At 47.4% G+C, this 19774-nt stretch carries 22 protein-coding genes; 10 read left to right on the top strand and 12 right to left on the bottom strand.

The window, feature by feature from the left end; all coding sequences use genetic code 11:
• Positions 1 to 92 precede the first annotated feature (92 nt).
• Positions 93 to 410: a cupin domain-containing protein gene (locus BM021_RS01610; RefSeq protein WP_090718011.1), complete on the top strand. Its 318-nt coding sequence runs from the start codon at positions 93 to 95 to the stop codon at positions 408 to 410.
• A 121-nt stretch (positions 411 to 531) separates the two neighbouring features.
• Here BM021_RS01610 and rpmE read toward each other — a convergent pair whose 3' ends face one another.
• The 9 genes from rpmE to BM021_RS01565 all read right to left on the bottom strand — a co-directional run bounded on the left by rpmE (position 532) and on the right by BM021_RS01565 (position 10323).
• Complete coding sequence (gene rpmE, locus BM021_RS01605) at positions 532 to 744, bottom strand: 50S ribosomal protein L31 (RefSeq protein WP_090718008.1); 213 nt, start codon at positions 742 to 744, stop codon at positions 532 to 534.
• 98 nt (positions 745 to 842) lie between these two features.
• The gene (gene rho / locus BM021_RS01600) at positions 843 to 2102 is read right to left on the bottom strand and encodes a transcription termination factor Rho (RefSeq protein WP_090718004.1); all 1260 of its coding nucleotides are present in this window, start codon (positions 2100 to 2102) and stop codon (positions 843 to 845) included.
• Between the two features lie 144 nt (positions 2103 to 2246).
• Positions 2247 to 2573, bottom strand: a complete 327-nt coding sequence (trxA, locus tag BM021_RS01595; RefSeq protein ID WP_090718001.1) for a thioredoxin TrxA — start codon at positions 2571 to 2573, stop codon at positions 2247 to 2249.
• A gap of 203 nt (positions 2574 to 2776) precedes the next feature.
• Positions 2777 to 3871 carry an ABC transporter ATP-binding protein gene (locus BM021_RS01590; RefSeq protein WP_090717999.1) on the bottom strand — a complete coding sequence of 365 codons (1095 nt, stop codon included), beginning with the start codon at positions 3869 to 3871 and terminating at the stop codon, positions 2777 to 2779.
• A 5-nt stretch (positions 3872 to 3876) separates the two neighbouring features.
• On the bottom strand, positions 3877 to 5478 hold the full coding sequence (locus BM021_RS01585) for an ABC transporter permease (protein WP_090717996.1): 1602 nt from the start codon (positions 5476 to 5478) through the stop codon (positions 3877 to 3879).
• Positions 5479 to 5582: 104 nt separating this feature from the next.
• Positions 5583 to 6596 carry a Fe(3+) ABC transporter substrate-binding protein gene (locus tag BM021_RS01580; RefSeq protein ID WP_090717993.1) on the bottom strand — a complete coding sequence of 338 codons (1014 nt, stop codon included), beginning with the start codon at positions 6594 to 6596 and terminating at the stop codon, positions 5583 to 5585.
• 118 nt (positions 6597 to 6714) lie between these two features.
• Positions 6715 to 7458, bottom strand: a complete 744-nt coding sequence (locus tag BM021_RS01575; RefSeq protein ID WP_256207722.1) for a DUF3750 domain-containing protein — start codon at positions 7456 to 7458, stop codon at positions 6715 to 6717.
• A gap of 85 nt (positions 7459 to 7543) precedes the next feature.
• Positions 7544 to 9097: a GTPase family protein gene (locus BM021_RS01570; protein ID WP_090717990.1), complete on the bottom strand. Its 1554-nt coding sequence runs from the start codon at positions 9095 to 9097 to the stop codon at positions 7544 to 7546.
• Positions 9094 to 10323 (bottom strand): YcjF family protein, encoded by a 1230-nt coding sequence (locus BM021_RS01565; protein ID WP_090717988.1) that lies wholly within the window; start codon positions 10321 to 10323, stop codon positions 9094 to 9096. The genes BM021_RS01570 and BM021_RS01565 overlap by 4 nt, the downstream gene beginning before the upstream one ends.
• 425 nt (positions 10324 to 10748) lie before the next feature.
• Here BM021_RS01565 and BM021_RS01560 point away from each other — a divergent pair, with 425 nt between their 5' ends.
• The 5 genes from BM021_RS01560 (at position 10749) to BM021_RS01540 (ending at position 13722) form a co-directional block, all read left to right on the top strand.
• Entirely contained in the window at positions 10749 to 11045 is a 297-nt protein-coding gene (locus tag BM021_RS01560) for a DUF190 domain-containing protein (RefSeq protein WP_256207721.1), read from the top strand.
• Between the two features lie 122 nt (positions 11046 to 11167).
• Positions 11168 to 12184 (top strand): formylglycine-generating enzyme family protein, encoded by a 1017-nt coding sequence (locus tag BM021_RS01555; protein ID WP_218147794.1) that lies wholly within the window; start codon positions 11168 to 11170, stop codon positions 12182 to 12184.
• Between the two features lie 150 nt (positions 12185 to 12334).
• The gene (locus tag BM021_RS15390) at positions 12335 to 12508 is read left to right on the top strand and encodes a hypothetical protein (protein ID WP_177186269.1); all 174 of its coding nucleotides are present in this window, start codon (positions 12335 to 12337) and stop codon (positions 12506 to 12508) included.
• 206 nt (positions 12509 to 12714) lie between these two features.
• The gene (locus BM021_RS01545) at positions 12715 to 13131 is read left to right on the top strand and encodes a TA system antitoxin ParD family protein (protein ID WP_090717983.1); all 417 of its coding nucleotides are present in this window, start codon (positions 12715 to 12717) and stop codon (positions 13129 to 13131) included.
• Positions 13132 to 13722 (top strand): ATPase, encoded by a 591-nt coding sequence (locus BM021_RS01540; RefSeq protein WP_090717980.1) that lies wholly within the window; start codon positions 13132 to 13134, stop codon positions 13720 to 13722. It abuts the gene before it with no gap.
• 401 nt (positions 13723 to 14123) lie between these two features.
• On the opposite strand, the gene BM021_RS01535 is transcribed toward BM021_RS01540, so the two are convergent.
• Both BM021_RS01535 and BM021_RS01530 read right to left on the bottom strand, forming a co-directional pair.
• Positions 14124 to 14504, bottom strand: a complete 381-nt coding sequence (locus BM021_RS01535) for a type II toxin-antitoxin system VapC family toxin (protein WP_090717977.1) — start codon at positions 14502 to 14504, stop codon at positions 14124 to 14126.
• Positions 14501 to 14767 carry an AbrB/MazE/SpoVT family DNA-binding domain-containing protein gene (locus tag BM021_RS01530; RefSeq protein ID WP_090717974.1) on the bottom strand — a complete coding sequence of 89 codons (267 nt, stop codon included), beginning with the start codon at positions 14765 to 14767 and terminating at the stop codon, positions 14501 to 14503. The genes BM021_RS01535 and BM021_RS01530 overlap by 4 nt, the downstream gene beginning before the upstream one ends.
• A 377-nt stretch (positions 14768 to 15144) precedes the next feature.
• Between BM021_RS01530 and fic the strand changes: the two genes are divergently transcribed.
• Positions 15145 to 16257: a protein adenylyltransferase Fic gene (gene fic / locus BM021_RS01520; protein WP_090717968.1), complete on the top strand. Its 1113-nt coding sequence runs from the start codon at positions 15145 to 15147 to the stop codon at positions 16255 to 16257.
• Complete coding sequence (locus BM021_RS01515) at positions 16254 to 16469, top strand: hypothetical protein (protein ID WP_090717964.1); 216 nt, start codon at positions 16254 to 16256, stop codon at positions 16467 to 16469. Before fic ends, BM021_RS01515 begins: the two co-directional genes overlap by 4 nt.
• 65 nt (positions 16470 to 16534) lie before the next feature.
• Here BM021_RS01515 and BM021_RS01510 read toward each other — a convergent pair whose 3' ends face one another.
• A complete protein-coding gene (locus tag BM021_RS01510) occupies positions 16535 to 18526 on the bottom strand; it encodes a beta strand repeat-containing protein (protein WP_090717961.1) in 1992 nt (663 codons plus the stop codon).
• Positions 18527 to 18844: 318 nt separating this feature from the next.
• On the opposite strand from BM021_RS01510, the gene BM021_RS01505 reads away from it, so the two are divergent.
• Positions 18845 to 19570: a phage tail protein gene (locus BM021_RS01505; RefSeq protein WP_090717958.1), complete on the top strand. Its 726-nt coding sequence runs from the start codon at positions 18845 to 18847 to the stop codon at positions 19568 to 19570.
• Entirely contained in the window at positions 19540 to 19767 is a 228-nt protein-coding gene (locus BM021_RS15105; RefSeq protein WP_143074272.1) for a hypothetical protein, read from the top strand. The genes BM021_RS01505 and BM021_RS15105 overlap by 31 nt, the downstream gene beginning before the upstream one ends.
• Positions 19768 to 19774: the final 7 nt, after the last annotated feature.

Here is a 19774-nt window from a genome sequence, read left to right as displayed (position 1 = left end):
TACTTTATCGATTTTTACAACCCACTTTTTCTTTTAGAAAAAAATTAATCTACAATGCACTGAAAATATGCAGTCAATCTTGCCAACATTATATGAAAGCACAAAATATTTTCTTAAATATTCCTCATAACCCAGAAAAAGAGTTATTTGAGCCTCTGGTCAAGCACGATATGATCGTTATAGAAAGGATTATTTCAAAAGGCCAAAAATCTCCGGAATCCGGCTGGTACGACCAAGAAAAAAATGAATGGGTCATGGTGCTACAAGGGAAAGCTGTATTATCTTTTGAAGACCAACCATCAATACAGCTTAATGAGGGAGATTTCATCAATATCCCCGCTCACAAAAAACATAAAGTTGCATGGACAGATCCAGATAACGAAACAATCTGGCTTGCTGTACATTATTGAACCTTATTCTGGTTAAAGCCAACCAGAATAATCAAATTTTTGTTTATCTATGCTGGTCGATTAAAACTTATCCAAGCAGCATTACTTATAACTGAAGCCAGCTAGCTTTTGTTGCAAATATTTATTTAGCTGCCTGCTTGCTATATTTCTGACGGAATTTCTCGACTCTACCCGCTGTATCTACAATCTTCTGCTTACCAGTATAAAAGGGATGACAAAGCGAACATACTTCAATATTCAAAGCCTTGTTCATGGTGGAACGTGTCTTAAAAACATTACCGCAACTACAAGTAACGGTTATCTCTTGGTATTCTGGATGAATGTCTACCTTCATTGCCAATATCCTCAATTATTCAATCCCTAAGGGGGAAGATTAAAAAGCCGTGTATTATCCTTGAATGTACGTATCGGTGCAACTACGGAAATCTATACCTAAACTCGCCTCATTGAATCAAAGAAATCAGAATTGTTCTTAGTCGCCTTGATTTTATCCAGCAAAAACGCCATCGCATCCATATCATCCATCGGATGCAGCAATTTGCGTAAAACCCAAATTTTTTGCAAAACATCCGGTGGAATTAATAATTCCTCCCGGCGTGTACCTGATCGATTTACATTGATGGCCGGATATATGCGTTTCTCGGCCATGCGCCGGTCAAGATGAATTTCCATATTACCGGTGCCCTTAAATTCCTCATAAATCACATCATCCATACGTGAACCGGTATCAATCAATGCAGTTGCAATAATAGTCAGCGATCCGCCTTCTTCGACGTTACGAGCAGCACCAAAAAAACGCTTGGGACGTTGCAACGCGCTGGCATCCACACCTCCGGTCAATACTTTCCCAGATGCAGGTACTACTGTGTTATATGCGCGCGCCAGCCGCGTAATCGAATCGAGCAGTACGACGACATCCTTCTTATGCTCTACCAAACGCTTTGCTTTCTCAATCACCATCTCGGCCACCTGCACATGTCGCATGGCTGATTCATCGAAAGTGGAGGAAATCACTTCTCCCCTGACAGAGCGAATCATATCCGTCACTTCTTCCGGACGCTCATCAATCAGCAGCACCATCAGAATCACATCCGGATAATTAGCCGCAATGGCATGCGCAATATGCTGCAGCATGACAGTTTTTCCCGATTTGGGACTGGCAACCAGCAACCCTCGCTGACCTTTACCGATGGGTGCGATCAAATCAATAATGCGACCGGTAATGTTTTCTTCGGCCTTGATATCGCGTTCAAGCACCAGTCGTTCATCAGGAAACAGTGGTGTCAGGTTCTCAAACAGGATTTTCTGTTTGGAATTCTCTGGGGGTTCGTTATTAACCTTATCAACCTTTACCAGTGCAAAGTAGCGTTCACCGTCCTTAGGTGGACGGATCTCACCATCGATTGAATCCCCTGTATGTAAATTAAATCGCCTGATCTGGCTGGGTGAAATATAAATATCATCAGGTCCAGCCAAATAGGATGTATCTGGAGAACGTAAAAAACCAAACCCATCTTGTAATACTTCCAGAGTTCCATGGCCGTAGATATTCTCACCCTTGCGCGCCTGATTCTTAAGCAATGCAAAAATCAGATCCTGCTTCCGCATTCGATTGGCCCCATCAATTTCATTCTCGACAGCCATTTTTACTAATTCAGTAACATGTAAGTTCTTCAGATCAGATAAGCGCATGAAAAAGCTCGTGAAAAAATAATACTCAGATGAAAGATAATGATATTGGAAGGAAAGTAGTGACAGATGGGATAATTAAAAGGAATATGCGGCCTTTACAAATTTTATATAATTTATAAATCTATCCCCATAAGACCAGCGAATTTAAATATGGCTGTCAATAAATGCTGTTAGCTGTGATTTTGATAATGCGCCCACTTTAGTCGCTTCGACATTTCCATTCTTAAACAACATCAATGTCGGAATGCCTCGAATCCCATATTTTGGTGGAGTTATTTGATTCTCATCAATATTTAATTTAGCCACCTTCAGGCGCTCACCATATTCACTTGCAATCTCATCCAGTAGAGGCGCTATCATTTTACAAGGACCGCACCACTCTGCCCAGTAATCAACCAGTACAGGGGTAGTAGATTGTAAAACCTCTGCATCAAAATTAGCATCTGTAACGTAATGAATATGTTGACTCATATGAAATCCTCATTCAATTTAATTTTAAGAATAGTAAACCTCAACATTATCTCTGAGATTGGTCTATGGGATTGCTTGGAATAAGCTGCAAAAGAAAGGTATTAACGTTCATTTGTTATGCTATAGAAAAAATTGTTAAAAGGGAAGTATCATTCTTTCAAAAAAGTGATCAGAAAACCTGTTGGGTAAAATTTGCACACAGATCAATTCAAAATCTGACTATTTGTCGATGACTGATTAAATGCCACAATATGATCAATTTCGAGCTTGATGCCTATTTTCTCGCCAATGAGGTGATTATGGTGACTGGGCACGAGTGATAACACTTTTGCTCCACTTGCAAGACGTAAGGTATATAAAATCTCTGCGCCACGAAATGCCTTGTGAACCACTGTAGCCTGTAGAGAACTGGTATCATCATGCACAATATCATCCGGACGCAGCAACACATCGACCCTGCCACCGTTATTACACTGATTAAAAACGGTTTCATACTGTTGCGCAATTTCACCCTTTAAAACCCCCAGTTCGATTTCAATCTGCTGTGCATTGATCACCTTACCCGGAAGAAATACACCCTGGCCAATAAAGTTAGCAACAAAACGATTGGCCGGCCGATGATAGAGATTGAAAGCGCTATCCCACTGCTGAATCTCACCGTGATGCATAACGCCGATTTCATCGGCAATAGCAAATGCTTCAGCCTGATCATGGGTCACCAGGATAGCTGTAGTACCTTGATTCTTCAGAATCTCACGCACTTCCATGCTTAAACGCTCACGCAATCCACCGTCCAGATTGGAAAAAGGCTCATCCAGCAACAGCAATTCAGGCCTGGGTGCCAGCGCACGCGCAAGCGCTATGCGTTGTTGTTGGCCACCGGACAACTCATGCGGGTATTTTCTGGCTATATCCGTCAAATGCACGACCTGCAGCAATTCATCAATACGTTGCTCGCGCTCTACTCTGGCTAATCGGTGCAGACCAAAGCCGATATTAGCGGCCACATCAAGATGTGGAAATAACGCATAATCCTGAAAAACCATCCCAATCTGTCTTTGTTCCGGCGGCACAAAAAAGTCTGCACTGCTCACACAAGCGCCATTGAGCAAAATTTCTCCAGCTGAAATCGGCTCGAAACCAGCAATACAGCGCAACGCGGTGGTTTTACCGCAACCACTCGGACCCAGTAAACAACCGATGTTCCCTTTTTGCAAGATCAAGGATAAGGCATGCAGGATGACTTGCTCACCATAAGCTTGCCGAACGTTGTTAAGTTGCAGCAATACTGTGCTCATCAATTTTACTTTTCAGTTTGGCGCATAAATAAGAAAATGGGTACTAATCCAGCCAATACAAGTGTTACAGCAGGCAGCGCGGCTTGCTCCCATTGCCCTTCAGAAGTCATCTCAAACACTCGGACAGCCAGGGTATCCCAACCAAATGGGCGGGTCATCAGCGTAATCGGCATCTCCTTCATGACATCGACGAACACTAACGTAGCAGCTGTAAAAATGCCCGGTTTCAATATTGGAATATGTACTTTTTTAATCATGGCCCAACCATGCAACCCCAGACTCATGGCTGCTTCATCGATACTGTGGGTAATGCGTTGCATCGCACCATCAATGGGATAATGGCCAACTGCCATGAATCGTACCAAATAGGCGATCAGCATGGTAATCAGCGTACCATGAATCAGTTGGCCTGTTTCAATCTGAAACCACTGCAGAGCTAATTCGTTGAGCTGCTTATCCAGCCAGGCAAGTGGGACATAAACCCCGATTGCTAAAACTGTGCCAGGCAGCGCATAGCCGATAGTTGCCGTACGTACCGCATAGCGCATGGCTGAACCCGGATAGCGCCGTGCCGCATAAACCACGGCAATCACAACCAGGCAAGTCAGCAAAGCAGCCAAACCAGACAACGATAATGAATGCCAGAGAAATTCCAGGTAACGGGCTACATCATAATCTTGTGTAAACGATTGTATGGCCCAGATACACAATTGCGTAACTGGTAACAAAAATGCCCAAAACAATACACTCAGAACAAAACCAGTAACCAGCCAAGCATACCAGCCGGTCAGTCGAATGCGCTGCGTCCGTGCACTCCTCTTACTTTCAGCATAACGCATACGGGACCTGAATTGCTGTTCCACAACAATCACGATGAAAACCATGATAATCAATAGGGAGGCAAGCTGAGAAGCCGTCTGCAAGGAAAACATGCTAAACCATGCCTTGTAAATAGCTGTCGTAAACGTATTATAGTTAAAGACTGCGACAGTACCAAAGTCTGCCAATGTTTCCATCAGCACCAGCATGACACCGCCGGCTATCCACGGCCGCGCCAGCGGCAGCACCACTTTGAAGAAGCCTTGCTGACGGTTTAAACCGAGAGACTGCGCCACCTCCAGAGAGCGCCTGCCCTGACTCAGAAAGGCATTTCGCGCCAACAAATACACATAGGGATAAAAAGCCAGGGTCATGACCAGGATGACGCCTGCTCTGCTGCGTATATCCGGAAACCAGGATAAATCAGTATCCAACCAGGTACGTAAGGCAGTCTGTATCGGACCTGTAAAATCAAACAAGCCCAGTGCGACAAATGCTGTCACATAGGCTGGCATCGCCATTGGCAATAATAATGCCCAGGAAAAAAAACGGCATCCAGGAAACTCATAAACGGCGGTAAACCAAGCCAAACTGATACCCAATAATGCGGTACCTCCGATAACTCCCAATGCAAGCCAGAACGTATTGACCAACAAGGAAAGCAGCGTAGTTTCAACCAGGTGTTGCCAAATATCACTGGTAGGCGCAAACATCGCTGAAACAATCACACCCACGGGTGCGAGCACCAGCACAGCCGCTATAAAGGGAACCAAGCGCCAGATGGCCATTAAGCGGTATGAACCAGGCCGTGGAAATAAATGTTTGCTTGAAGATGGTTTATTTTCTACCACCTCATACACGCTGCATGGTCCTTTTCACTCACCCTGCATTTTTACCGGTAACCTGCACGATCCATCAGTTTCACAGCTGCTGTCTGTAACTCCCCGGCTTTGGCCAGATTCATGGGGTTTTGCTTAAAACTACCCCACGCCGCAACAAATGGATCCGCTGCGATTCTTGGATTGGCTGGATATTCCATGTTCACGTCCGCAAAAAGGTTCTGCGCTTTTTCAGATGACAAAAATTCCAGCAGTTTGATGGCAGCCTGCTCATTGCGGCTATAGCGCGTAACGCCCGCACCGGAAATATTGACATGCACCCCGCCATTATTCTGATTTGGCCAGAAAATGGCCAATGGCAGCTTGGGGTCTTTCTTCATCAACCGACCATAGTAATAAGTATTCACCAAAGTCACATCACATTTGCCAGATGCCACGAATTCCAAGGCTCGGGTGTCATCCGATAAGGGATCTGTCGCCAGGTTGGCTACCCAGCCTCTGACAATCTTCTCGGTTTCAGCTTCGCCGTGTTCGGCAATCATCATCGCTACCAGCGACTGGTTATATACTTTCTTCGAAGTACGCAGACACAGTCGTTTGTTCCACTTGGGATCAGCCAAATCTTCATACGTAGAAAGTTCCGAAGGCTTCACTTTTTTGGTGTTATAAACCAGTGTACGTGCGCGTATTGACAAACCAAACCATTCATTCTGCGGGTCCTGCAAATGCGCCGGGATATTATTTTCCAGTACTTCTGATTTGACAGGCTTCAATAACCCTGCCCGCGCAGCTGCCCAAAGGTTACCCACATCTGCGGTTATCAGCATATCAGCAGGGGTATTTTTCCCTTCGGCTTCCAGTCTGGCAAGCAATGCCCCTTCGTTATCTGTTGTGTATTTGACTTTGATGCCGGTTTCCTGGGTAAAGGCATCAAACATCGGCTTAATCAGTTGCTCAATCCGCGCAGAATAAACCACCACTTCTTCAGCGTGCGCCAAGTGCATACCCAACAGGGAAAATAAGAATAAAACTTTAATCGCATAACGACTTAGATGAGATCTCAACATGACGAAGTTTCCAGTAAAAAATGTTATTTTTTACTATATTATGAATAAGAATAATTATCAATTAAATGCCACGAGCTCAGGTATTCCGATTCCACTATTTCTCAATGACAGGTTGAAGCTACCAAGCCAGTTCTTTGCGCCCTACCAACGGCAACTTGATTGCCAGTGGATCCAGGTCAACGCCAAAAGACAATCCTAGCAAATTGAATTCAACGCCTTCCACTGCACTGACCAGCACACCCATCAAGCCAAACACTGAAATCTGGAAACCGCTGCCACTGGGTGCTTGCGAAACCAGCCGGTAACCGAGGTAATCCTTGCCAATCGCCGTTGGCGGTAAATCCAGTTGAAGTTCCGGAACAGCCCGTGAGACCCAGGCAGTAAAGGTATTGGAATTGGGTCCTGGCCAGAGGGTGTAATTTCTGGCGTAGGGATAACTGCGCGCAGCCTGATCAATTTTTTCAATCAGCGCGTCCACACTGTCACCACGTTTCTCCAGCAATAACTCTGGCATATTGCCGTACCAGCGCCTGTCGGGTACATTCTCGTAAATCGCCAGCACTGGCCTTTGCCGTCGTTGCAACCAACCAATCACTTCATAGATAGTATAGGACTTGGCTTGAGTGGGCTTTACTGCGATCCAGGTATGAATGCCTAAATGACCGCGCCAGCTATAAGCGCGTGCGCCATACACCTGAATGATCGCTTCTGGCGTTACAGCCGGATCAGGTGCCAATCCAACCGGCTCACGGCTCGCTTTCCACCATTGCGCTTGTGCATGGTGCGGAATCGCTGCCAGGACGATGAAAACGATGAAATTCAGTAACAAAAGAAGGAAAAACCCAGGTAAAGTTCGGCGCACTTATCTACTCAGAAGATGTAATACAAAATTAACAGTGACAAAAGTATAGTAGAAATTGTAGTCGCTTTTTAACATTTATAGTCCGCTAGCGTCCGAAATGTTTTCCCAGTATCTCTGGCAAATCCAGCAAAAATCGCCCGGCGCTGGCCAACTGGCGCCGCAGCATGATCCAGTCTTCAGCACGTTTTCTCGCATCCAGGCAGCGCATCAGGCGCACTCTGAGCGCCTCATCCTGATGAGCCAGTATCGCTGCCCACAACGTATCATCCACGTTATAAACCTTACTGTCCAGCAGACAGACAGGAATAACCTGCTCAACCGGTACGGCAAGATCGGTTGCGATTGCCCGCACTGCAGCGTTTATATTGCTGGCTTTAACACTCAGCGGATGAACCAGATCATAAGGCGGCTGCCATTCATTGACCGGCCGCAATCGGTCGATAAAACTGACAACGACCAGCAAAGGTGGCGGACGGCGATCCATTCGAGCGGCCTGAAAAGCACGCAAGGTATCCAAACAGTCGCGCTCAATCTGCCGGTCAGGCCGATTTGCCGGGCTAACCCATAAAATCAAGTCGGCATTCTCGGTTGATGCCAGCATCTGCTTATTGTCAAACAATGGGCTATCACAACCCGGGCTATCGAAAATCAATGCCTGGGTTAACCCTTCGCGCGACAAAGCGAACGGCTTGAGTGTCGCGGTTGTATCAGGCAGCACATCGGTAGCAGTCGTAAGTTCACCAAACAAGGCATTGATCAGGCTGGATTTACCCGCATTCGATCGCCCAAGCACCAGAATACGTAACGGTTCCGCAACTGTCTTTGCCGTTTCTTCAGTTTGGCTGAGATCCGCCTTGGATAGCGGTGTTGGAGATGTGGTGGATTCTTCATCAATCAGCGATAAACGTCCGCTATAAAGATCGATGGCGTAATAACCCACCTTGCATACATAAGCCCGCAAAAACCATCGGTGCAGCTCATTTCCGGCCTGTTCAAAGCTGCGTTCCCGCAAATGTTGCCAGACTTCACTAAGCAGCGCATTCACCGGATTGATAATCATCCTGCCTGCCCGATAGATATTGAATAATTGTTCTGCCTTGGCTTTCCAGCGCTGGATGCGGAACCAATCACCGATTGTCAGCCGATTGCTGAAGGGTATTTTTTCAGCAATATCCCGACGCAAATCGCGGCTTGCACGCTCGATGATCAGCAAAGTATGCGGCAACGTCAATTCGAACAGTGGTTTTTCTACATCCGGATGGTAACAGTGCGCAACGGTCTCTAAGGTTTTTTGCCCCAGTTTCAGCACCCATGTTCCATCTTCGAGCGGCCAGTCTTCAGGGTTACAAGTTTGTGCCAATGCTTCAACCTGTTGCCATACCGCATCCGCACTTGGCGGCCAATCCGGATTGGGTTCGGTAGCTGCATCTGTCAACAATTGACGTTCACGTCGCACCAACCAATGCTGCAAGCCGTAACCCACCCCGCCACATAAGGCCATCGCAATCAGCCAGTACAGCAAATGATCACTCTGCCACAACCACAATATGCCGAAACCCAGCAATGCCAGTACAGGCAATATCAACAGGATGAATACCAATAATCGCAATGGATCAATATGCCTTAGAGATTTTTTCATGAGGATTTACCCTGCAAGCGATCCTTGAGTATCAACGCACCGCGTTCCAGTTCTTTGGCATAAATTCCGCGCAATGTCTCCGAATCAACATTCAAGCCATCCTTGCGCCTGGCAAAAAAGTAGATTGCAGCCTTGCCCAATGCATAAGTGGTAGCGCCACTGGAACTGGCACTCCATACCGCACCTATGGTCTGCCCCCAGAAAGGAATCACTTTGACTACAGCACGGCTCAGCAACCGTGTGACATAGCTGGATGCAATTCCTGCGCCTACCAGGCCGAGAAATTCTGTGATAGTGCTTTTATCCCAGCGCTGTCCATATAGCGTCGACAGACTATGCAACAGTTTTGCCTGAATCGCCGATACCGCAACCAGATCCACCACAGGTAAAGCACCTAGCCCTGCCGCTGCAAGCGTATAGCCCACAATATGCTGATGTGCCGTGCGCGCATACAGATCATGCACCTCTTTATCGCCCCTTAACTGCTGCTGCAAGCCCAACGGCAACAGCGATTCAATCGCTTGCCACAGCGCTTCCAGCCCATAATCAGGCGGCGTAAATCCATCTTCAGGCAGCGTCAAATCGACCGCTACCCAGCGCACCAGCGCGAAACCTGGCACTTGTTTCAGTGCGCTACGCTGCGCCAGCAAAGCGCGGCGTAAATCAAGCGGAACAGTATCCGGCAATGGTTCATCCGCATACGGCCACGGATGTATATGCTCATGTCCATTGGGATAAAGCTCATGCAGACAAGTTTGCACGATCAGCAACGGCCATTCGGGATGACGCCGGCGGATAGTATGCAGCACGTCAAACACGGCTGTCTGGTTGATATCTGCCGCCTTCATGACCGCAACCAGCAAATGCGCCTGAGATTCGCAATAGTGAATATCCTCGCCGGGATCATACGAAACCTCGCCCAGACCCCGCGTATCGAGAAACCTGACCACCGGCACCTCGGCAGGAAAATCGTAAAAACGGGAATTGCGCGTACACGGCTGAAAACCATTGCCAATCTCGGCCGCTTCGCTGCCAGTCAATGCTTTGATAATCGAAGTCTTGCCGGATTGCGTTTTACCCAGCAACCACAATACGGGCACCGGCATCTTTGCACGCGCCTCGCGCAAAGATGCTTCCAGCAATTGCTTGTCGACTTTGGGTTCCAGCAACGCTGCCTGGAGCTGCTCCCAATAGTTCGTCCATTTTTTCAGATCACTCAATTTCATCAGATTGCCTCGTTAGACTGCCACATCGGCGGATTTCGAATACTACTCATTTCTTTACGGCAGTAGCTGCGGCTGCGAATCGCTGTACCTTAATACAGACCCGCAATATCAATCAGTGTTTCCCTGAGTGTAACATTTCCCTTTAGCATATATTATCGATGTTCCTGTTTAGGAAGCTCTGAATAAGCCGTCGAGCACGATGAGATGCAAGGCAGAAGGAACGCAGGAAATGGGGCACATCAGATAGATAGATGAATTTCCGAACACCGCCTACAGTAACTCACTTGCGCAGACACTTATTCAGAGCTTCCTTTATTAAGCAATGGCGAAATGGGAACACGGTGCAGCCTATTAAAAATAACCAGCTTCGCTATACTCATATTAATCATTCATGAGGAAAAATGAATATGAATAGCATGATATTAATGAAAAGATTCGAAATTGTGACCGGAATAGAACAACTTGAACAATTAATCGAATTATTAGAAAGAAGCGGTGTAAGTGGATATACGGTTATCAAGAACACCGGCGGATATGGATCACGAGGGGTACGAAATCCTGATGATGTACTGATGGCCGATGAGAATGTTTCAGTCATTCTTGCCTGTCATGCAGATGAAGCACAAAAATTGCTTGCTGAACTGAGGCCAGCAAAAAAGGACCTGGGTGGCATATGTCTGGTTTCAGACTGCCACTGGATTGACGGGTTGACCGCTTCATAAAAATTTTACTCATCTCAGTCAGCCTGACGTATTATCAGAGTCTGTTTGAGTCATGACTATGCATCACCATCACTTCAAACTTACCCATATTTAAGTGACCCACACCTTAGCGGAGGTAATTCATGCGGCGATTGGTGTATGCAGCGATGTTTTTTGGTGTCATTTTTGTCAGATCCACGTTGGTGCTTGCCGTCAATGAAAGTGTATTACCCACTAGGGTCGAGAATTCGTTGGGCATGAAATTCATACTGGTTCCTGCCGGTGAATTCTGGATGGGCAGCGATGAATCAGCGGATGTTTTATCAAAAGCCTATCCGCAGTATGAGCGCCGTCGGGTTTCGGAACTTGAGGATGAAGCACCTGTGCATCGAGTGCGTATCACGCAAGCTTTTTACTTGGGTCAGTTTGAGGTGACCGTTGGACAGTTTCGTCAATTTATAGAAGCTTCGGGCTATGTCCCGGAATCGGTAGCCGATGAAACCGGGGGCTACGGATACAACCCACATTATGATGCTACAAAATCCGTTAGCGGTGATGCTTTCGAAGGCCGTGACCCAAAATACTCGTGGCGCAATCCAGGTTTTATCCAGGGAGATGATCACCCAGTCGTCAACATAACCTGGAACGATGCAGTGGCTCTGGCAAGCTGGCTTAGCGAAAAGGAAGATGTCAAATATCGCTTACCAACAGAAGCGGAATGGGAATATGCCTGCCGCGCTGGCACGCGCACACGCTATGCAAGCGGCGATCATCCGGAATCCTTGCTAAAAGTCGCCAATGTCTTTGATTCGAATGCCAAGGCGTATTGGCTACGCTGGGCCGAATTTGCGTTATCAGGTCATGATCATTTTGCCTTCACTGCACCCGTTGGCAGCTTTGCGCCAAATGCGTGGGGACTTTACGATATGCACGGCAACGTATGGGAATGGGTTTCGGACTGGTACGCTGAAGATTATTATGCGAGATCGCCCGTCGACGATCCGCAAGGACCAGCCGATGGTAACGTGCGAGTACGACGGGGTGGCTCATGGCATACCTGGACCTTATATGCCCGTTCCTCCTATCGCAACTGGATTTCGCCGAGCTCGCGCTACACGCTGGTCGGAGTGCGTCTGGTGCGCGAGGCACTAGCACGCTAAATGATTTGACTAAACGATCTGGTCTAAGTGAGGGGACATGACAGAAACCGATGGAATTACTGTTGAGGTACCAGGTGTAACGAACTGAGCAGATTAAAGTTATTCCTAAGTCCCTACTACTTTACCCCGGACGCGCGGATATAGTCCGCCTTGCTGGTTCGATTGGCACGTGGAGACCGTTCTCTGGCTGAAATTGCACGCGCTTTGGAGACTTCCTGGCCAGCCGCAAAACGTTTGGAAGACGCACATCATTCCCCAACTTTGAAACAACTTGAAAAGGTCGCCGCAGCACTGGGCAAGAAACTGGTTATTTCGCTTGAATGACTTCATTATTTTCAGCAAGCATCAGCAACCATGATCATCTACCCTCAGCGAAAGCGCTACACCTGGACAGGCTGCTCTACGGACAAAATGTTGCCGACACAATCGGACAGTTTTTTCTTGATATGAACAGAATCAAAAATATAGAGAATCTTGTAGCAAATTGCTACAATCAAATGGTTACTTTTTCAAAAAAATGAGGTAAAACCATGGCAAAGTCGGCTTCTCCTATTCGTTTGCAGGAAGATTTGATGCAGGCTGCAGCATTGGCCGGTGAGCGGTTTCATCGCAGCACAGCTGAGCAGATTGAATACTGGGCAGAAATGGGACGTAACGTATCCCGGATACTGGACCCGGATGACCTATTGTCGATTTCAGCGGGCCTGGCAAAAATCAAGGTTGAGCCCATCCATAGTGAACCCATTGATCCTGTTGCAGTATTTCAGTCGCTTGAAACTGAGCGTGCGAATGGGACACTGCCGCAATCAGTAGTAAGCAGTTCGATAAAGTATCAGATCTCATTAACGCACCCTGGTTATCTGGAACAAATCAGTCCGGATGGAACAATAAAAACCGGAAAATTCCAGCAAGGTGAATTCATTGAAATGAGCGAAGCAGTACTTTGAATGCAAAAAAAACAACTTTGGGTGCTGGCAGGTGGAAATGGTGCGGGCAAAAGCACCTTTTACCGCACACAATTGGCGCCCAGAGGCATGCCGTTTGTGAATGCCGATATCGTGGCAAAACTGCAGTATCCTCATGCACCGGAAGCCCACAGCTATGAGGCAGCAATTCTGGCGGAACAAATGCGATTGCAACTACTGCAGGAAGGAAGGAGCTTTTGTTTTGAGACAGCGTTCTCGCATCCTTCGGAAATCGATTTTATCGCACAAGCAAAAACGCTGGGTTATGAAATCATTCTGGTATTCATTCACCTGAGCGATAGTGCACTCAATCAGGCACGCATAGCGCAGCGTGTCAGCAAAGGCGGACACGCTGTTCCGGATGAAAAAGTGATTAGCCAGATTCCCAGAGTATTAAAGCTTATCAAGCAAACGCTACCGCTCTGCGACCGTGCTTATATTCTGAATAATTCGAGCGCCGATAATCCGTTTCAGCAAGTTGCTGTAATCAGTAATAACCACATTAATTTTCAGCAACATACAATGCCCGATTGGGCCAGGGAATTACTAGCAGATAATTTGATAGAAAAATAAAACCGGTTCCCGGTGGATGAATAACAAAGCAACTGAAGCTATGCGCAATTGTTCTAGCCGGTAGACTGGGATAAGCCTGTGAACTCCAATTTACCGGCCGCCGGTATTTTTCAAAATAACAAAGTAAATATTACGCTGGAAAAATTCTGCTGGCAGCCTGATCGGTTTGTCTGTTGAGATATTGATTGATACTCTTTTTCTAACCGTCCGGCATCGAATGTTCTGCCGGTCTTGTTTTTAACAGCCTGGTTAAAGCCCTAATAGGCCTTTGAAAAACGTTTTAGAGGCAGCCGATACAAGGCAAAAACAGGCGAAAAAGCGCAGTTTATGCGTAATAAATAAGCATTTTGAGCCTGTTTTTAACACCGTAGCGGCAACGCAGATAGTTTTTCAACGGCCTTCTAACGAATACACCGCACAGTAACAGGCAAATCCAGCGTAGTCCAGATTTGATCCGCAGTCAGGACGGGGGCTTGCAATTGAATGCCTACACTCAGGCAGGCACGATCTCCCAACGATAAGCCAGCATGCCGGGTCTGTTGCCAAAGCCGGCCAGCAAGCTCGGCTTCCTCGGCGGTAAAGGGAAAGACCTTCAGCCCCAGCGCTTCAAGATCATCCCGCATTCCGTTGACATCAACGCCCGCCATAACCGATTTTTGCACCACTTCAGCCCAATTGACGCTGGAGATAATCGCTTTCGGCAGAATCGCCTCCACCTGATCGCTCCCTGGTTCGTCCTGCAAAAAGCTGAGCAAAGCGGAAGCGTCAAGAACAGTTGTCATTCATTGGCTTCCCGCTTCGCCTCTTCCCGCCGCTCCGCAATCAGTTCTTCAGTCAAGCTGGCAGTTGGTGGCAAATGAGCAAAGCGATTCTTGAGACGCTGTTTGACCGTTTTGGCTTTTTCCAGAATCAAACGCCCATCTTCCATACGGGCAATTAAGTGATCTCCAGACTCAAATCCCAGCGAGCGCCTGAGCGGTGCAGGTATCACCAAGCGTCCCTGGGGATCGAGCTGAACTTCGGTTTGTGTGAATAATTTTGGCATAATATTTATCATTTTGGCACAACCAATTAAAACATGCCATTGAAATTAACTTGTGGAATAAAATTAGTGCATGAACATTTTAGTGTCAGTAGATTGGGGTAAGCCTGTGAATTCCAATTTACCGGCCTCCGGTATTTTTCAAAATAACAAAGTAAATATTCTACAGGCGCAACATGCTCATTTATCAAGCATACGCTGCGCTTTTTCACCCGTTTTTGCAAGCAACCGGCTGCCTTCGGAACCATTTTCAGCAGCTTGTTAACCAGGAATGTGTCGATAAAACCCATAAGTATCGATATATGATATTGACGTGTCGCTGATATCGACATAAGCTTGGAACGTGTCGATAAAATCAAAAAATATAAGCATGATTTAAAATGGCCTGGGAACCGGATCAACCCTATAACACGCTGCCAGAATTGCCGCCCAAGGTTGATTTGGAAACCAAGGCTGTCTTGAAACAGTGCATTGCAGCCAGAACAGCATTGGCTGAGCTTAAGCAGGCTGCCGAATTGATACCTAATCAGGGTATGTTGATTAACACGCTGCCATTGCTAGAAGCCCGCGCCAGTTCTGAGATTGAAAATATCGTGACAACAACCGATCAATTGTTTCAGCACTTACATGGAGAAGGACAGGCGGATCCTGCCACCAGAGAAGCTTTGCGCTATAGCCATGCATTACTTAAGGGTTATGTGGCCTTACGTGATCGTCCGCTGAATACCACCACCGCAGAAGCGGTATGCAGCCAGATCAAAGGCGTGGAAATGACAGTGCGCAAAGTGCCTGGCACTACATTGGCGAATGATCGGACTGGTGATGTGATTTATACACCGCCGGTTGGTGAGCAGCTTCTTCGTTCGCTGCTAGCCAATTGGGAGCGTTTCTTGCACGAACAAATTGAGCTGGATCCGTTAGTACGCATGGCCGTCGCGCATTACCAATTTGAGGCAATCCATCCCTTTACGGATGGCAACGGCCGTACAGGCCGGGTACTCAACAGCTTGTTCCTGATTCAGGAAAACCTGCTGACCCTGCCGATCCTGTATCTTAGCCGCTACATCATTGGCCATAAAGCCGACTATTATCACCTGTTATTGAAAGTAACCCGGGAACAAGCATGGGAGGAATGGCTTATTTATGTTCTTAAGGGTGTAGAGGAAACTGCTGTCTGGACGATAGCCAAAATCGCTGCAATTCGCGCACTGTCAGACCATACCCGCGAGCATATACGCCTGCAAGCGCCTAAAATATATAGCCATGAACTGGTCAATTTGATTTTCGAATTACCCTATTGCCGCATCCATAACTTAAGCCAAGCCGGAATCGCCAAGCGCCAGGCCGCATCAAACTATTTGAAGGAACTTGCCAGCATTGGCGTGCTGGTAGAAAAGCAAATAGGACGGGAAAAGCTGTTCATCCATCCTAAACTAATGCAATTATTGACGCGTGAAGGTAATACTTTCATACCCTATAACCGGGAATCATGAGCAAATACAATGGGCTTGTTAAGAGTGCTGAAAGAAATCTTGCAGATCGACTAGCCAGCGCTGAATTTTGGCAGGTATCGTATTGTCAATGCCCGGACACCAATGCTTTCATCACAAATAATGACATGAATTTCATGATTTTTTCCCCGGAAACGCCGGAGAAATCCGGCAAAACGCTGCAATTTAAGCATTTGTCATTCCGAACGCAATGAGGAATCTTTGGAATCAACAACACAGATTTCTCGCTGCGCTCGAAATGACAGTCATTCAGCGTCGTTTAAGCAAAATCTGTTGCCACGTGAACGCCAACCAGCAGCACTGCCGCATCATTAAAGTAAGTATGAAAATCACCATGAACACCGCCATCTCCCCAGCCATGGCTTAATCCAACAATACGATCACCCTCATTGCCATTGACTCTCAAGGTATTAATAGTATCCGACAGATTGAGTACATCCGCTGCCGTTAACGTCAAGGTATTGTCTCCGGTGCCAAACAGGCGAATAGCTTCGATGCCGCTGATCTTGCCGGCCATATCGGTCAGATTCAGATTCAAACCGCTGCCGCCCAAAGCCAGGGTATCATTGCCAATGCCTCCATCCACTAAACGGAAGCCAAGGTCGGATACCCGAATATAGTCATTGCCTGCATCACCATGAAACTCATCCGCGCCACCGCGGCCGATCATTCGATCATTGCCGTCACCCGCCTCAAAGACTTCTGCCGCCGGTGTGCCTTTGAGAATATCATCCCCGGGCGTGCCCTCAATCACACTGCCGCCGCCAAAGTCGCTTTTGCCAAACACCACGTAGCTGGAGCCGGACAAATCACCGTTCGGGTCAGCACCGTATGCACCGATAAGCAAATCATCAAAGCCATCGCCGTTGACGTCGCCTGCACTACTAACCGATCTGCCCGAATAGTCACGCTCCGCCACCCCATCCAGGCGGAAACCATTGCTGTCATCGAGACTGGATAAATCCAGCGTTGCGTCAAAACCAGAAGCCTTACCAAACACCACGTAACTAGAGCCGGAGACAAGGCCATTCGGACTAGCTTCAGGAGCACCGACGAGCAAATCACCAAAACCGTCTCCGTTTATGTCTCCGGCGTCGCTGACCGAAGAACCCGCTCTGTCACCATCCGCTCCATCGAGACGGAAACCGTTATTACCGTCGAGGCTAGACAGATCCAGCGTGGAATCAAATCCAGACGCTTTGCCGAATACCACGTAGCTGGAGCCAGAGCTATATCCGTTCACGTCAGTTCTATATGCCCCAACGATCAAATCAGTAAAACCGTCGCCGTTGACGTCCCCAGCACTGCTAACCGAATTGCCCAAAGAATCAAACGCAGCTTCCCCATCTATGCGGAAACCGTTACTGCCATCGAGACTGGATAGAGCCAGCGTAGCGCCAAAACCGGAAGCCTTGCCAAATACCACGTAACTAGAACCGGAGTTAAGGCCGCTCGGGTTAGTATGGAAAGCGCCAACAAGCACATCAACAAAACCGTCGCCGTTAACATCCCCGGCACTGCTGACCGAATTGCCCGACGCATCACCCGACGCAACTCCATCCATACGAAAACCGTTACTGCCATCGAGACTGGATAAATCCAACGTTGCATCAAAACCGGACGCCTTGCCAAACACCACGTAACTGGAGCCAGCATCGTAGATTCCGTTCGGTTCAGCTCCAGTTGCACTGACAAGCAAATCAGCAAACCCATCGCCATTGACATCTCCTGCGTTGCTCACCGAAGTGCCCGAATAATCACCTGCGGCCGCTCCCTCCAAAGAGAAACCGTTGCTGCTGTCGAGACTGGATAAATCCAACGTTGCGTCAAAACCGGAAGCCTTGCCAAACACCACGTAACTGGAGCCGGAGTAGTTGTCAGCTGTACGAGCACCGACGATTAAATCAGCAAAACCATCATCGTTGATATCTCCCGCATTGCTGACCGATCTGCCCGATCTATCATACGTTGCCACCCCATCCATACGAAAACCGTTACTGCCATCGAGACTGGATAAATCCAACGTTGCGTCAAAACCGGAAGCCTTGCCAAACACCACGTAACTGGAGCCGGACAAATCACCGTTCGGGTCAGCACCGTACGCACCGATAATCACATCATCGAAGCCGTCGCCATTGACATCTCCGGCATTGCTGACAGAACGACCCGATAAATCATACGCCGCTGCCCCATCCACGCGGAAACCATTGCTACCATCAAGACTGGATAAATTGATTGTTGTTATTGCCATTTTAAGACTCCTTCAAAAAATTTATCAAAAAATCTACTTGAAAGAAGTATCTACTCCGTTATTTTTTAAAATAACGGAGTCAATCCTACGCTCGAAAAATCCTCTTGACAATCTTGTAGCTGAAATCTAAGTAATTACTTATTTTAATTCAGGATCAGAGGGGAGTTATCCGACCTTTTCCGTGAAATTAAAGGCATAAAACGTCTTACTCAAACATTTTGACCGGATGGGTATGCTGCTACGATATTCATCCTCTTGCATTGAGAAAGAAGAAAACTCAGCAGCGGCAACTCCCATCTTGATTAAAAGGAAAAATTCATGAAACACACAAAGCAGACCCAGGATTTTTTAACCCTCACGGCAGCCATGGCGCTTATGATTGCCACACCGGATCATGCCACAGCCGGCATGGAACCCTTTGTGGGTGAAATCAACTATGTGGCATTTAATTTTGCACCCAACGGATGGTATCCATGTGACGGGCAGCTACTCCCCATCAGTCAATATCAGGCGCTTTTTGCGCTGATTGGTACGACTTATGGCGGCAATGGCACGACAAACTTTGCCTTGCCAGACATGCGCGGAAAAGTAGCTGTTCATCAAGGCCAACATCTGGGTGGTTCAATGTTCACACTGGGGCAAACCGGTGGCACGGAGAATATGGCACTGACAGTGAATAATATGCCCACACACACCCATCCGGCCACCGCCGTTTCGACCTCTACTTCGGCAGTAGCGCCCGGTGCCACGGCAACTTCAATACTCAAAGCAGTGAATAGCGATGCTGATAAAAAAACCGCTGAAGGGAATTCATTAGCGAATGCGAAAGGATTGAATTCCGCCTATTCTGCCTCGGCGCCCAATGTCAACATGAATGCAGCCTCGATTGAAACCACCCTGAATGGCGTGAATGTCACCACCACGACAAGCACCGCGGTCACCGTCGATAATGCCGGAGGGTCTCAACCGTTTTCAATCATGCAGCCATACACCACGGTTAACTGCATTATTGCATGGCAAGGCATCTTCCCTTCACGGCCTTAAACAACAAATCTTTTAGGGAAACGCTGATTAATTCGGCGAACGTGGTGAAGCGCGAGGCGCACGGAACGCAGCAACCGAGACATATCAATCAGATAGACGAGGAAGCGAGTACCGCGCAACGAAGCGATTCGCCCGTGCAGTCAATTAATCAGCGTTTCCTTAGATTAAACAGGAAAATCATCGGCTTAATTGAGTAACGGATCA

Source organism: Nitrosomonas sp. Nm166, from assembly GCF_900112825.1.
Lineage (GTDB): Bacteria > Pseudomonadota > Gammaproteobacteria > Burkholderiales > Nitrosomonadaceae > Nitrosomonas.
Note: the sequence above shows the minus strand (reverse complement) of the source record. Positions and strands in the feature narration are given on the sequence as shown.